General features: G+C 64.9%; 10 protein-coding genes. 4 read left to right on the top strand and 6 right to left on the bottom strand.

Annotation, left to right across the window (positions count from 1 at the left end; all coding sequences use genetic code 11):
- Window positions 1–197: 197 nt before the first annotated feature.
- From ABFE16_17230 to ABFE16_17220, 3 genes are all read left to right on the top strand, one after another.
- Entirely contained in the window at window positions 198–1,796 is a 1,599-nt protein-coding gene (locus ABFE16_17230; protein ID MEN6347043.1) for a hypothetical protein, read from the top strand.
- A gap of 84 nt (window positions 1,797–1,880) precedes the next feature.
- A complete protein-coding gene (locus tag ABFE16_17225; protein ID MEN6347042.1) occupies window positions 1,881–2,684 on the top strand; it encodes a dihydropteroate synthase in 804 nt (267 codons plus the stop codon).
- Window positions 2,685–2,816: 132 nt separating this feature from the next.
- Entirely contained in the window at window positions 2,817–3,689 is an 873-nt protein-coding gene (locus ABFE16_17220; protein ID MEN6347041.1) for a hypothetical protein, read from the top strand.
- 42 nt (window positions 3,690–3,731) lie between these two features.
- On the opposite strand, the gene ABFE16_17215 is transcribed toward ABFE16_17220, so the two are convergent.
- The 6 genes from ABFE16_17215 to ABFE16_17190 form a co-directional block, all read right to left on the bottom strand.
- Window positions 3,732–4,862, bottom strand: coding sequence for a glycosyltransferase family 4 protein (locus ABFE16_17215; GenBank protein ID MEN6347040.1), 1,131 nt, complete (start codon window positions 4,860–4,862; stop codon window positions 3,732–3,734).
- Window positions 4,859–6,058, bottom strand: a complete 1,200-nt coding sequence (locus ABFE16_17210; protein MEN6347039.1) for a glycosyltransferase family 4 protein — start codon at window positions 6,056–6,058, stop codon at window positions 4,859–4,861. Before ABFE16_17210 ends, ABFE16_17215 begins: the two co-directional genes overlap by 4 nt.
- A gap of 52 nt (window positions 6,059–6,110) precedes the next feature.
- Window positions 6,111–7,130: a glycosyltransferase gene (locus tag ABFE16_17205; protein MEN6347038.1), complete on the bottom strand. Its 1,020-nt coding sequence runs from the start codon at window positions 7,128–7,130 to the stop codon at window positions 6,111–6,113.
- 281 nt (window positions 7,131–7,411) lie between these two features.
- Window positions 7,412–8,836 (bottom strand): DUF4139 domain-containing protein, encoded by a 1,425-nt coding sequence (locus ABFE16_17200; GenBank protein ID MEN6347037.1) that lies wholly within the window; start codon window positions 8,834–8,836, stop codon window positions 7,412–7,414.
- 500 nt (window positions 8,837–9,336) lie between these two features.
- A complete protein-coding gene (locus ABFE16_17195; protein ID MEN6347036.1) occupies window positions 9,337–10,734 on the bottom strand; it encodes a DUF4139 domain-containing protein in 1,398 nt (465 codons plus the stop codon).
- 61 nt (window positions 10,735–10,795) lie between these two features.
- Complete coding sequence (locus ABFE16_17190; protein MEN6347035.1) at window positions 10,796–12,193, bottom strand: DUF4139 domain-containing protein; 1,398 nt, start codon at window positions 12,191–12,193, stop codon at window positions 10,796–10,798.
- 193 nt (window positions 12,194–12,386) lie between these two features.
- Between ABFE16_17190 and ABFE16_17185 the strand changes: the two genes are divergently transcribed.
- Entirely contained in the window at window positions 12,387–14,552 is a 2,166-nt protein-coding gene (locus tag ABFE16_17185; protein ID MEN6347034.1) for a heavy metal translocating P-type ATPase, read from the top strand.
- Window positions 14,553–14,738 lie beyond the last annotated feature (186 nt).

Genomic DNA, 14,738 nt, shown 5'->3' with positions numbered 1-14,738 from the left:
GGCCAGTGATTCGGGCCTGGCGACGGCGTCCGCGCAGGTGGCGAGCATGAAGCATGGCATTGTGGCCCGGGCGCGGGTGGCTGTCAATGGCTCAGGAGGGGACGTCTGGCAGGAGGGCAACAAGAAGTGTAGAATAGCGGAAGATCGCCCTCGGCAGTCACTGTCACCTTCCAGGGGAGGCCTTTCCACTGCAGAAGTTGCTCTATCGCATCCCGCCGCTGCGCTTGCGCCAAATCGCCTTCTGCGCGGTGCTGGCTATCGGTTTCATGGTCGGTCTCGACCCCCTGGCGAACTACGACACCTGGTGGCACCTCGCCGGAGGCCGGTATATCGTCGAGCAGGGCGCGATCACCCACACGGACCCGTTCTCCTTCACGATGAACGGACGCGAGTGGGTCATGCACGAGTGGGGCTGGGACCTACTGATCTTCTACCTGTATGCCTGGTTCGGCCCGCTGGGCGTCATCCTGCTCCGCGCCTGTGTGTCGGCGCTCATATTCCTGGCGCTCTACTACCTGGCCCTGCGCCGCGGGGCCAGCGCGTTCATTGCCCTGCTGGTGACTTTGCTCGCGACCCAGGCCATCGGGATCTGGATCAACGAGCGGCCTCAGGTGCTGCAGCCACTGTTCATCCTCTGCGCCCTGCACCTGATGCATTCCTACCGTCAGGGCAAGCGTCGGGCGATGCTTTGGTACCCCGTGCTGATGGTGGTGTGGGTGAACACCCACGGGAGCTTCCCCTTTGGACTGGTGCTGCTGGCCCTGTTCGTCGGCTGTGAACTGCTGCGGGTGCAGAAGTTCGGGCTGCGACGTGCGCTGCCGCTGTTGGTGTCCAGGCCCTCGGTGTTCCTGTTCGCGATCATCCTGCTCGCCGCGATCGCCTGCTTCCTGGGTCCCAACGGCGCCCGCGGTGCGATGTACCCTTTGGACTACGTGAACGGCAAGCTGGCCTGGGCCACTGAAGCGGTGGCGGAGTGGAAGTCGCCGGACTGGCACCACTCCTACATGCGGCCGATTGAGCTGACGATCCTGTTCACCTTCCTGGCCCTGGCCCTGTCGCCGATGAGCCCGGCGCCCTTCGACCTGCTCTCGGTGCTGATGGGCGTCCACATGCTACTGCAGTGGGGTCGCAACGGGCCGCTCTTCGCCACTCTGGCCTCTCCGGTGCTGGCGGTACACCTCTCGTCGTGGACGGACACTGTGTTTCTCGGCGGGCGTAGCCTCGAGAGGGAACTTGACGAACGAGGCGGTCACCGCGAGTTGCCGATGCGCGTGGCGTCCTGGGTGGTCCTTCTCGCGCTGGCAGCGCTAGTGCTGATGAGGGTACCGTCGAATGGCCAGATGAACCGGCTCATCAAGCTCGACCAGTACCCGGTGAAGGCCGCGGAGGTCGTGGCACTCAACAACGTGAAGGGCCGCATGTGGAACGTGTATCACTGGGGCGGCTACCTGGTATGGCGTTTCTACAAGGAGCGCCCGGTCTTCATCGACGGTCGGGCCGACGTGTACGGCAAGGCGATCTGGGATGACTACCAGAAGATCTCGCAAGGGGGCAGCGGCTGGCGCGAGATGCTGGACAGGTGGGACATCCAGTACCTGCTGATCGACTCCTCCTATGGCATGTGCCGCACCCTTGACCTTAGTCGGGATTTCGTGAAAATCTACAGTGACTCCCGGGCTTCGGTCTATGTGCGGGACTCCAAGGTGAATGCCGATGTGCTGGCTCGCTACCGGGCCAGGAAGCTGATCGTGCCGAAGGCAAACCTGCCGGATCTGAATGCCTTCCTGTACCGTTAGCGGCCTGCATCCGCCCAGAAGCTCCTGATCCCGGGCCGACTAAGCAGGCGGCCGGCGACTTCCGACAAGAGGGGGCCTATTCTGATGATCCTTATAGGCGAGCTGATCAACGGGACGCGCAAGAACCCCAAGCAGGCCATCGCGGACAAGAACGCGGACTACATCATCGATCTGGCACGGCGGCAGGATGAGGCCGGCGCTGCCTTCATCGATGTCAATCCGGGCACCACGGGCGACGCTGAGGTCAGCGACATGCGCTGGCTCGTGGAGACCGCGCAGAGCGCGACGAAGAAGCCTCTGAGCTTCGACAGCCCCAATGTGCTGGCGATCGAGGCCGCCTTCGACGCCTACCGCGGCGACCAGATTCCGATGATTAACTCGATCACCGCGGAGAAGGCCAAGATCGACAGCCTGCTGGGACTGGTGGCCGACACCGGGGCAAACGTCGTCGCCCTGGCCATGGGCGATGAGGGGATGCCCTCGCAGGCCGGGCAGCGTGAGGTGACGGCAAAGCGTCTGATTGATGAGCTCACCGGGGCCGGCGTGAAGCCGGAGCGCATCTTCCTGGATCCGGTCATCGCCCCGCTGAGCACGCAGCATGAGACCGGCCGGCACGTGTTCCAGGCCATCCAGGCGGTGCACGAGTTCTGCCCCGAGGCCCACATCACCTGCGGTCTGAGCAACATCTCCTTTGGGCTCCCGAATCGCAAGCTGATGAACCGTGTGTTCCTGGGCCTGGCGATGATGGCGGGGCTGGATTCGGCGATCATGGATCCGCTGGATGAGAAGATCATGGCCGAGCTGCTCGCGGCCAGCGCACTCCTGGGGATGGACGAGTGGTGCATGGGCTACGTGACCGCGAGTCGTGAGGGCAAGCTGGAGGTATAGCCGGCCCTCGCGGCTGCGTGATTGGATTGGACTGGCGCGTTCAGTGTTGCCTGCGGGCGCGCCGGTGTTGTGACTAGCGAACAGGACGGCTGCGACGGCCGTCTTCGACCCCCTCAGGGCAGGTTCTCATCTGTGGTTCCCTTGCGACAGGCAGTGATGCTTGGGCTTCTCCTCGCGCTGGTCAGCCTCGAGGTGTCCTTCCATCGTGCCGGGTACCACCTGGCGCCCTTCTACGAGAACCTGAGCGTGAGCCTGGAGAAGTACGGTCTGTACGGGTACGCAGCGCTCTCGCGGATCACCTCGGCGAGGGCCTACGCCTCAGCGGCCTCGACGGCGGTACTCAACAACACCAGCGCCTCGAAGGCTGCCCTGGAGCGGGCTGCGGACAACCTGGTAGCCGCGGGGCGAATCGTAGCCTTGCAGGGCCATGAGGCGGAGTCCATCGGTCTGCTGGAGCGTGCTCTGCGGCTGGCGCCCTGGCGGCATGAGGTTCGGGCAACGCTGCTGGAGGCGCAGATCAATCAGGGCGACAAGCTCGCGGCGGGGCGAGTGGCCTATCTGGCATACCGCGAGGACGACCCGGAGGCGCAACTGCTCCTGGCGAAGCTGTACGTGCGGGATAAGCGAGTGGGAGACGCCGCCGGATGTCTGCGGCATGCTGCGATCAAGAAGCCGGATAGCTACGGCATCCAGTTGGGGCTGGCGGAGTATCTGATTGGGCAGAAGCTGCCGCGGGAGGCACTGGGACACGCGCAGAAGGCCTGGGGTCTCGCGTCAAACCTTCGGGAGCGAACCCGAGCCGCAGAGGCCGTCACCCAGGCGGGTGGTGAGGCGCCGGCCGCCTCCGACCTGCGCTGGGAGGAGTATCTGCGCGACTACTCCACGACCGCCCTGGTAGCGGCCCTGTACCTGCTCTTCCTGCTGCACCCGGGGTGGACCAGCCTGCTGCGGCGTCTCGGCGGGCGACTGTCGCACTGGCAGGAGAGCTGGGACCCGGCGGACTGAGCGTCCCCGGGGCAGCGTCTACGGCTCTGCGCGACCTGGGTTCTACACCACGGTCTTGAGGGCTTCGTAGAGGGTCTGCGCCACCCTGGGGTAGGAGTAGTCCTGGAGGACTACCTGACGTCCCCGCGAGGCCATCTCTCGGGCCTCCGCCGGATGATCCATGAGGTAGCCGAGCTTGTCGGCGAGGTCGTCGGCGCGCCCCTCGTGGAAGACCAGACCGCCCCCCGTGGTTTTCACCAGTTCGGGAATGTGGCCCGAATCAGACCCCACCAGCGGCACCCCGCAAGCCAGCGCTTCGACGAGAACTCGGCCGAACTGCTCCTTCCAATGCCGCCGCGTGCGTGAGGGCAGGACCAGGACGTCCAGCACGTTCAGGTAGTCGGCCATGGCGTTGTGCGCCACGCTGCCGGTGAACTGAAACACGCCCGGAGGCAGGGAGGCCTCAGCCGCTGCCGCCAACCGCCAGCGCTCCCGGCCGTCGCCGATGAGCAGGACGGTGAAGGTCGGTCCCCGGCGCTCCACGAGCACGCGTGCCGCCTCCAGCAGATCCCACACGCCCTTCTCCCTCTCGATTCGCCCCGCATAGCCAAGGATTGGACGCTTTGCACCCAGCCTTATGCGCAGTTCCTCACTGTCACGTGGTGTCAGGGTGTCGGTATCGACGCCATGGGGCAGGATGGTGATTCCGCCGTCGTAGCCACAGGCACGCAGGACCTGGGCAGCGCCTTCGCTGACGGCCATGGCATGGTCTGTGGCACGCAAGACCTGCCGCTGCATCAGGGAGAAGGGTGGCGGGTAGTGCTTGAGCAGATTCTGCTTGGTGTAGAAGACGAACTTGCAGCCCAGCCGACGGCACAGGGCCAGGCCCTGACTGGTCACGAAGGAGTAGGGCTCCTCATCCATGTAGAGGAGGTCCGGGCGAAAGTGCTCAAGGGCCGGGTACAGGTGCCGGTAGCTGTGGAAGTGGATGCTGCCGGCGAAGAGAATGGGGCTCCCCTGGGAGACCTGCTCCAGGCCTTCGAGCGGGGCAAAGGTGACGGTGCCGCGCAGGGAGGAGCGCCACCGCAGCGGCGCGATCAGCAGCAGCTCGACCTCCGGGTGCTTGCTAAGCTCCAGGTAGATGCGCTGGTTGACGTCGATGGTGCAGGAGTGGCTGATAGCGGCGATTCTCAACGTGCATCGCCGCCCTGCGACCGCTCTTCGGCAGCCGCCATCAGGTCACTGGTGCCAAGGCCGAGGCCGGTGCGCTGCTCGAGGACCCGCATGATGGCGCGAGCCTGCGCATCCCAGGAGAGCTTCAGGGACTTGCGATACACGGCATCGCTCATGGCAGCGAGACGCTCTCGGTCACCCGCGAGCTGGTCAAGGCGATCGGCGATCTGGGCAGCGTCAGGCTGCACGATGAACCCGCTCACACCCTCCTCGACCAGATGCTCGGCGCCGCCGACGGGAGTGATGATAAGGGGCAGACCACAGGAGGCTGCCTCGCCGATGACCAGGGGGAAACCCTCGGCATCGCTGGGGAAACCGAAGCAGTCGGCGGAGGCATAGTAACGTTGAGGCTCGTAGGTTGGCGGACACAGGTGCAGGCGGTCGGCCACTCCCTGCTGTGCGGCGAAGTCCTGGAAAAAGCCCACATCCCCCTTGCCGACCACCACCAGGTGAGCCTGGCGGTCCTTCATCAGGCGCAGCGCCTCCACCAGAAAGGGAACTCCTTTGTCGAACCAACGGCCGCCGACGAACAGGACGACAAAGGCCTCCTCGGGAATGCCCAACTGCTCGCGGACAAGGGGCCGCCAGTGCTCACGCAATCCGGGATGGAAGGTGGCGTGATCGACGCCGTTCTCGGTGACGTGGATGTCTTCCTCGGACAGGCCATGCTGGGCCATGGCGTAGTCCTTGAGGAAGCGCGAGACGGTCATGACGCCACCCTTGCAGCGCTTCACGGCCCGCCCCTCGAAATGCAGGAAGAGCCGTGCCCGTAGTCGCTGCGTCAGACGCTTCGCGAAGCTCGGCGGATGGTAGCGCCACTCGACATCACGCGTTCGTGCCGCCCGGAGCGCGTGGCAGGTATGCATGACGCAGAAGTTCTGCCGGAGGCTGTTTCCGCCCTGGGAGATGACGGCGTCGAAGTGCGGGTCGCGCAGGAAGAAGAGCGAACTGGCCAGTATCCACAGACCTTCGAGACTGGAGGAGTGGAAGGGGCACCAGACGGGATGCACGGTGAGCCGCTCGCCCTTGAGCGGGTCGGCCTCGAAGCAGAAGAGATGGACCTCATGGTAGCGGCTCAGGCGCTCGGCCACTTCGGCCACGACGCGCTCCTGGCCCCCACGACGGTTCACATGCTCGGTGACGATGGCGATGCGCATAGAGTTGCAGGACGCCCTAGAGATGGTGACAGCAATCGATGTGGCCGGCGGCTCAGCGGTTCTGGTTGACGGGAACTTGGCCGCGACTTTGCCGATAGGTGCGCAGGCCGGCGAACTTGCCCCGGGTCGCTGCGACCAGGGAACGGGTCGCCTCCCGAGGCTCTCGCGGCAAGCGCCACAGCCACTTTCCCAGGCCCAGTCGCGACCCGCCGCCCACGAGTACGGCATAGGCGAAAAACACCCAGCGGCGGACAGGCCCCAGGTGCTTGAACATGCAGTAGACCCAGTTGTGGCTGTCTGAGTATACCAGACCGGGGTCCGTCTTGACGCGCGTTGATGTGTCGAAGCGCTGCGCCGGGTAGTGGTCGACGATCGCCAGCGGGTCGTAGATCAGCCGGAAGCCTTGGCCGGTGACGTGCAGCGAGGCATCCGTGTCATTGAGGCAGGAGGAACCGCCGGACATGCGCTCGTCGAAGGGCTGCAGCAACTCACGCCGGAAGCTCATGTTGGCGCCTTTGAGGTGATCGACCCTCAGCGCCGGGCCCTCATAGTCAAGATGATGGTTGCCGATCAGCCGACCGCACCAGGTGAGGCGGCCTACCTCGGTGACCTTGCCGTGCAGGGTCGTGCCTTCCTCGTGGACCAGATCGCGGCCACCGACGCCGCCGACGGAGTCCTGACCGTAGTGCGCGCTGAGGCGCTCCAGCCAGTCGGGACGCGGCACGCAGTCATCGTCGGTGAAGCAGACCACGTCGCCCGTCGCCGCCTGGAGCCCGCAGTTCATGGCGACGATCTGCCCCGGACGATCCGCGAGAGTCTGGCGCAGGTTGGTGCCCGCCGGGAGGGGATGCGTCGCCCGCCAGCCGTCGAGGGCGCGCCGACTGTCCTCGTCAAGGTCGCGCAGGACGACCACGATCTCGTCGGGGAGTCGGCTGCCCAGGAGCAGACTGTCCAGACAGTGCAGCAGCGAGTCTGGACGGCGGTAGCTGGGGATGAGGACGGTGAAGGTCATGGGCAGACAGAGGCGCTGATCGGAATCGCCCCGGTCGGCGCTGCGAAGAGTCGCAGGCACGCGGACAGGGACCGAAAGGAGAGTTTCCGCCCCACGGGGCAGACTACCTTCCTCCCGGTCCCTGTTTGGCGGGACGGAGAGTGCCTGGAGGGCACCTCACCCCCTGCCTTCGGCATCCGCTCTCCGCGCGGTGGCGAGGGGGGAAGTCAACGGCACCTCACCCCCTGCCCCCTCTCCACGCAGTGGCGAGGGGGAAAGGCAACGGCGCAAGACAACGGCCAAAGGCAACGACACGACAGCTCACCCCGGCCCCAAACAGTGGGCAGACAGACGACCTAAGGCTACTCCTCTGTCCGGGTCACGCGGATCGTGTAGGTGACGGTGGCCTCGCCATCCTTCGGCACCGGAACGGAGTACTCGAAGGTCTGCGCGTCCTTCTTGGTGCTGGGCATGCTCTCCTTGAGGATCTGCCAGTCGCCGGAGGCGTGCTCGACACAGGCAACGGTGATGTCCTGCGTCTTGTGGTTACGAAGCTTGACTTCGACGGCGCTCTCGTAGGTGTTCTCGTCGAGTTGCTTGCGGTCAAGCTCGTGTCGCTCGCCCACAACGTCGAAGGCGTTGCCCACGTAGAGGCGGACCTTCTCGTCCTTCGGGGTGTGGTCGATGACGTCCTCGCCGACGAACTGGTGACTCTGGTCATCGTCGGCCTTGTAGACGCGGACCTTGCCCTTCGGCAGCGGCATGCCGAGGTTGTCCTTCTGGGAGTTGATGAGCTCAACCTTGACCCGGCATTTGCCGCGCCCCTCGTAGTCGAGCTTCTGATCCTGGCCATCGAAGAGGTAGAGCTTCTTGACAGGGATGTTGGTGGTGGTCAGGAACTCGATCTGCTTGGACTCGTTGTCGCGCACCGTGGTCGGCCGGGCCAGCGTGTACAGGTGGTACTCGAAGAAGGCCTTCAGCTTGACCGGCGGCTCCCCGGCCATAATGGCCTGCAGCTCGCCCTGCGGAGTGCCCAGCGTCTGCGCCGGCGGCCGGGGCGGCTCAAGCCTCTGCACATCGCCGGCGACAAGCTTGAGGCGAGTGTTCGGGAAGGTCGCCCCGCTGTGGTTGGAGACCGTGACCCAGGCCTTCAGGTCGGCGAGGCTGTCGTCGGCGTTGACGATAGCCACGTAGTCAGCGCTCCACATGACCTGGTTGGTCAGGTAGGACACTTCGACCTTGTGGGTGGCGGCCTGCGAGGACTCTACCGACCAGTTGAGGGTCGGCCTGGTGGTCAGGCCGTCCGGCGCGAGGGGCAGCTCCAGGGCGCCCAGCTTGCACACAACGATCTTGTCTGCCGTCTTGACGGTCACGATGTCCCCGAAACCATCGAAGCTCAGAAGCTCGCCGGTGATCACCGTGGGCGGGGCGTTCCCTTCCGCTCTTCTGACGGTGACAGGCCCGCCAAAGTACGAGTCGAGGATCATTGGGTCGTCTGCCACACCGTCCCGGAAGCTCTGCTCACGCAGCACGACCGCATCCGGCGCAGTGAGTGACCTCAGGTGTACCGAGGTCGGCTCGAGCTCTGAGGGGATGTCGGTGAACTCCACCTCGTTGAGGCCCTTTGTCAGGGATAGCGTACGGAGGTCCTTCACTAGCGCAAGGCGGATGTTGTAGACCGTCAGCTCCATCCCGAGGGAGGGCCCCGGTTGTACCGGCTTCTGCTGAGCGAGGGCAGGTCCGAGGGGCAAAGCGAGGAGACAGGCAACCCATGCGAGGCGTCTCATGACACGACTCCTTTCCATCCCGGTTGTGGTATGAGGCGGTGCGAAGGCACGGGCCCTGTCCGGTATACGGGAAGGAGCAGACACGCAAACAGGGACCGCAAGGAAGGTTTCCACCACGTGGTCAAGACTACCTTCCCTGCGATCCCTGTTTGGTCAATCCATATACTATCTGCGACGGTTTGCCTCTATCCGGTCACTCGAACCGTATAGGTAACCGTGGTCTCGCCGTCCTTCGGCACGGGCAGAGGCACCTCACCCCTGCCTTCGGCATCCCTCTCCACGCGGTGGTGAGAAGAAAAGGCAACGGCACCTCACCCCCTGCCCCCTCTCCACGCAGTGGCGAGGGGGAAAGGCAACGGCGCAAGACAACGGCGAAAGGCGACGGCAACTGCCCCTCACCCCAGCCCTCTCCCGAGGGGAGAGGGAGAAGGGCGGTGCGAGACCAGGTAGGGCGCACCAGCCCCAAACAGTGGACAGACAGACGGCCTGAGGCTGCTGCCCTATCCGGTCACGCGAACCGTATAGGTAACGGTGGCCTCGCCGTCCTTCGGCACGGGAACGGAGTACTCGAAGGTCTGCGCGTCCTTCTTGGTGCTGGGCTGGCTCTCCTTGAGGATCTGCCAGTCGCCGGAGGCGTGCTCGGTGCAGGTGACGTTCACGGCCTCCTGCTTGTGGTTGCGCACCTTGACCTCGATGGTGTTCTCCCAGACGTTGTCGGCGATGCGCCGGGTCTCAAGCTGCCGCCACTCGCCGACCACATCGAAGGCATCGCCCAGGTACAGGCGGACCTTCTCGTCCTTCGGGGTGTGGTCGATCTGGTCCTCGCCGACGAACTGGAGGCTGCCGTCGGTGTCGGCTTTGTAGACGCGGACCTTGCCCTTGGGCAGAGGCATGCCGAGGTTGTTTTGCTCGGAGTTGACCAACTCGAGCTTGACCTGGCACTTGGCGCGGTTCTGGTCATCGAGCTGCCGGTTACGGCCGTCGAAGAAGTAGAGCTTCTTGACGGGCACGTTGGCGGCAGTGAGCAGCTCGATCTGCTTGGTCTCGTTGTCGCGAACCGTGGTCGGCCGAGCCAGGGTGTACATGTGGTACTCGAAGAAGGCCTTCTCCTCGAACTGCCTCTCCACACTCTTCGCAGCGTCCATCATCAGGTATTCCACCTGGCGGTTTGCATTGGCAGGCGGAGTGCGTCGCACGTCACCGGCGATGAGCTTGAGTTTGGCGTTGTCGTAGGTCGCGCCGCTCTTGTTGTCGAGGGTGACCCAACCGTTGAGGTCGGTCAGCGTGTCGTCGGTGTTGACGACGGCCACGTAGTCGGCGCTCCACTGGATGCCGTCGGCGATGTAGGAGACCTCGACCTTGTGGTTGGCCGCCCGCAGGCACTCCACCGACCAGTTGAGGGTCGGCTTGACGATGAGGCCCTCGGGAAGCGAAGGCAGCTCAAGGCTGTCGGGGTTGCTGATAACCAGCTTCTCCGGGGTCCTAAGGACGATACCGTCCTGTGCGCTCATGAGCGTGCCGGTGATGACCGTGGGAGCGGCGCCCTCGTTCTTTTCCTTGATCGTGATGGGCTTGCCCAGGTACTTCTCCAGGAGCTTCTCGCGGCTCACCAGGTCGTACTGGTAGTTCTGCTCACGCACGACTACTGAGGCCGGCGCTGTGATTGACTTGAAGTGCACCGAGGTGGGGTCGATCTGGGCGGCCACGTCGGTGAACTGGACGTCGTTAAGGCCCCGGGCGAGGTTCAGCATCCGGGTGTCCTTGACCAGCGCCATGTTGACGTTGTAGACGGTCAACTCCATCCCGACCGAGGCGCCGGGCTGCACGGTCTTGGTCTGGGCAAAGGCGGGGCTAAGGGCCAGGGACACGAGACAGACAATCCATGCAAGGCGGTTCATGAGGCTATTCCTTTCGATCCCGGTTGGTGTTTCAGGAAGCGCGAGCGCAAGGGCCCGGTGCTTAGCTGGTCACGCGTACCGTGTAGGTGACGACCGTCTCAGCGTCCTTCTTCACCGGCACGGTGAACTCGAAGGTCTGGGCGTCTTTCTTGGTGTACTGGTGGCTGGAGTTGGTGATGGTCCAGTCGCCGCCGGCGTGCTCGGTGCAGGTGACGCTGATGTCCTCGGTCTTGTGGTTGCGCAGCTTGATCTGGACGGAGGTCTCCCAGACGTTGTCAGCGATCTTGCGGCGAGCGGTCTGAGCCCACTGCCCGACGACATCGAAGGCATCGCCCAGATAGAGGCGGACCTTCTCATCCTTGGGCGTGTGGTCGATCTGGTCCTCACCGACGAACTGGAGGCTGCCGTCGGTGTCGGCCTTGTAGACGCGGACCTTGCCCTTGGGCAGCGGCATACCGAGGTTGTTCTGCTGGGAGTTGGCGAACTCGATCTTCACCTGGGCTTTCGCCTTGCCTTCCTCATCCTTGGCCTGGCGCTGGCCGTCGAAGAAGTAGAGCTTCTTGAGCGGGATGTCGGCGGCGGTAAGCAACTCAATCTGCTTGGTCTCGTTGTCGCGGACCGTCGTGCGGCGGCCAAGGGTGTACATGTGGTACTCAAAGAAGGCCTTCTCCTCGAACTGCGGCGCGGCCATTGTCATCACGGCGCCGCCCATGGCCATGCGGCCCGCTGGCATCGGTCTTGGTGGCGTGATTCGGCGCACGTCACCGGCGATGAGCTTGAGCTTGGCGTTGTTGTAGGTGGCGCCGCTCTGGTTGTTGACGGTGACCCAGCCGTTGAGGTCGCCCTGGGTGTCCTTGTCGTTGATGACGGCGACGTAGTCACAGGCCCAGTTGATGCCGTTGGTGATGTAGGAGACCTCGGTGCTGTGGCGGCCGGCCTGGGCGCAATCGACGAGCCAGTTCAGCGTCGGCTTGACGATAAGACCCTCGGGGAGTGAAGGCAGCTCGATGCTGTCGGGGCTGCAGATGATCAGCTTGTCGGGGGTCTTGATGACCAGGCCATCCCTGGCGCTCATGAGGGTGCCGGTGATGACCGTTGGAGCGGCGCCCTCGTTCTTTTGCTTGATCGTGATGGGCTTGCCGAGGAACTTCTCGAGGAGCTTGGCGCGGCTGACGAGGTCGTACTGGTAGTTCTGCTCGCGGATGGTTACGGCGGCCGGAGCAGTCGTGGACTTGAAGTGAACCGAAGTCGGGTCGATCTGTGCGGCGACATCGTCGAACTGGACGTTGTTGAAGCCCTTGGTGAGAATGAGCCCTCGCATGTCCTTCACGAGGGCCATGTTGGAGTTGTACACCGTGATCTCCATGCCCAGACTGGCGGCAGGGGTCACGGGTTGCTGCGCAAAGACGCACGTGACGGTCAAGAGACCTAGCGCGACGACACAGCAGGCTGTTCGCATGATGACCTCCCTGGGTATATGGGGCAGAAGAGACAAGTCGCCATCTTGGGATTCGTGGTGGTGGTCTGTCCCACCTCGTGGAACATGACTTGAGCCGTGAAGGAATTGTTCCCGACCTGGACTAAGGAAGGCCCGAGGCAGGGACTGGACGGCATGCAAGTGAAGGTGGTTCAGCTTCGAGGAGGTGGCTGGGATGAAGACTGCGCGACTGAAACTGGCCGGCATGCACTGCGCCGGCTGTGCTGCGAACATCGAGCGTGCGCTGCGGAGTGCGAAGGGAGTGGCTGCGGCCAACGTCAACTTCGCCGCCGAGACTGCGCAGGTGCAATACGACGAAGAGGAGACCTCCTCCGCCGACCTGATCGCCGTGGTTGAGGACGCGGGCTATGAGGCGGCACTTCCGGAGGACCTCGACCAGGAAGCGGAAGCGCTCAAGCGGGAACGGGAGATCGCTGGGCAGTGGCATCTTGTGGTCCTGGGCGCCGCCGCCTCGGCGATCCTGATGCCGGTGAGTATGATGCCCGCCTTCGCCGGGCAGGGCGCGCTGCTGTTGGTGGTGGCGACGGTGGTGCAGGTGGTCCTGGGCCGGCAGTTCTACGTGAACTCCTGGGCTGCGCTGCGACGGCTCACGACGAACATGGATGTGCTGATTGCGCTGGGCTCGAGTGCGGCGTACCTGTACAGCCTGGCAGCGATGCTGCGGCGGCCCGGAAGTCACCTGTACTTTGATACGGCGGCGATGATCCTGACGCTGATCACGCTGGGGCGGTTCCTGGAGATGCGCGCCCGTGGTCAGACCTCGGCGGCCCTGCTGACGCTGCTGGATCTTGCCCCGCGAACTGCCCGGGTGGTGCAGGAGGGCGACGAAGTGGAGGTGCCCGTGTCGGAGCTTGTGGTGGGCGACGAGTTCATCGTCCGACCCGGCGAACAGGTGGCGACGGATGGCGTCGTGGTCAGTGGGGCCTCGGCGGTGGACGAGGCGATGATCTCGGGTGAGAGCGTACCGGTGGCGAAGGGCGAGGGTGACGAGGTGATCGGCGCCACGGTGAATCGCGAGGGTGTGCTGCGAGTCCGGGCGACCCGTGTGGGGCAGGAGACGGCGTTGCAGCAGATCGTGCTACTCGTGACCGAGGCGCAGGGCTCGAAGCCTCCGATTCAGCGCCTTGCGGACCGCGTTTCGGCGATCTTCGTGCCGGCCATCCTGGCGCTGGCGACGCTGACTCTGGTGCTGTGGGGAGTGCTTGGCCGGGGCGAAGCGCCCTGGACGACGGCGCTGCTGAACGCGACGGCGGTGCTGCTGATCGCGTGTCCGTGTGCCCTGGGACTGGCGACGCCTACGGCCGTGATGGTCGGCACGGGACTCGGAGCGCGGCATGGGATCCTGATTCGCGATGCGGCGGCCCTGGAGACCCTCGGACGAGTTCAGGTGGTGGTGCTGGACAAGACCGGGACGATTACCGAAGGTCGGCCACAGGTGACCGAGGTGATCGCTCGTGCGGGACAATCGGAGAGCGAGCGGCAGAAGGTGCTGTGCCTGGCTGCCGCCGCCGAGAAGTCCTCTGAGCACCCGCTGGCTCGGGCGATCGTGGCGGCCTGCCCGGACACGCCGCCGGAGGTGACGGAGTTCCGTGCGATCCCGGGGCGTGGCGTGGAGGCGAGTCTCGACGGTCAGCGGGTCCTGGTGGGTAGTGCGAGCATGCTGCGGGAGCAGGGAGTGGAACTGGGCGACCTGGAGGCGGAACGGCTGCGCCTGGAGGCTGAGGGCAAGACGGTGTCTGTGGTCGTCGGCGACGGCGCGGCTCTGGGGCTGATCGCGCTACTGGACACCCTCAAGCCCGGCACACGCGAGGTCCTGGCAGGGCTCAAGGGCCTCGGTGTGCGAGTGATGATGGTGACCGGGGATAACGAGGCGACGGCTCAGGCGATTGCCCGGCAGGCGGGAATCGAGGAGGTCTTGGCCGGAGTGCGACCCGAGGATAAGGCGCAGCGCGTGGCCGACCTGCAGGAGCAGGGACTGGCCGTCGCCATGGTCGGCGACGGCATCAATGATGCTCCGGCGCTGGCGCAGGCCGATGTCGGGATCGCGCTCGGAACGGGGACCGATGTTGCCATGCAGACCGGCGAGGTGACGCTCATCAGCGGCGACCTGCAGGGAGTCCTGCGAGCCCTGAACCTCGGCCGAGCGACACTGCGGCATATCCGCCAGAATCTCGGCTGGGCCTTCGGCTACAACGTGGTGGCGATTCCGCCCGCGGCGCTGGGACTGCTGAATCCGGTGATTGCGGCGGCGGCGATGGCGGCCTCCTCGGTGTCGGTGGTCGGCAACTCGCTGCGTCTGCGCCGCGTGCGGCTGGGGTAAGGCAACGGCACCTCACCCCTGCCCCTTCTGCGCGCACGGCAACGGCACCTCACCCCCTTTGTCCCCCTTGTATGATGCGCAAGGGCGTGGGAGGATGGGTCATTCCCCACGGTGTGTGGGGGAGCCCGTCTGCCCCCCTGGCCAGGGGGGCAGACGGCGCGCCGGCCAGACCGGATACCCCTGGGG

The organism is Armatimonadia bacterium, assembly GCA_039679385.1.
GTDB lineage: Bacteria > Armatimonadota > Zipacnadia > Zipacnadales > JABUFB01 > JAJFTQ01.
The sequence above is the reverse complement of the archived record's forward strand: the minus strand, read 5'-3'. Positions and strand labels throughout refer to the sequence as shown.

What these genes read in the sequence shown, in the direction of transcription:
- ABFE16_17195 (MEN6347036.1), bottom strand. Translation starts at nt 10,734, where the DNA reads ATGAACCGCCTTGCATGGATTGTCTGTCTCGTGTCCCTGGCCCTTAGC.
- ABFE16_17200 (MEN6347037.1), bottom strand. Translation starts at nt 8,836, where the DNA reads ATGAGACGCCTCGCATGGGTTGCCTGTCTCCTCGCTTTGCCCCTCGGA.
- ABFE16_17225 (MEN6347042.1), top strand. Translation starts at nt 1,881, where the DNA reads ATGATCCTTATAGGCGAGCTGATCAACGGGACGCGCAAGAACCCCAAG.
- ABFE16_17210 (MEN6347039.1), bottom strand. Translation starts at nt 6,058, where the DNA reads ATGCGCATCGCCATCGTCACCGAGCATGTGAACCGTCGTGGGGGCCAG.
- ABFE16_17185 (MEN6347034.1), top strand. Translation starts at nt 12,387, where the DNA reads ATGAAGACTGCGCGACTGAAACTGGCCGGCATGCACTGCGCCGGCTGT.
- ABFE16_17190 (MEN6347035.1), bottom strand. Translation starts at nt 12,193, where the DNA reads ATGCGAACAGCCTGCTGTGTCGTCGCGCTAGGTCTCTTGACCGTCACG.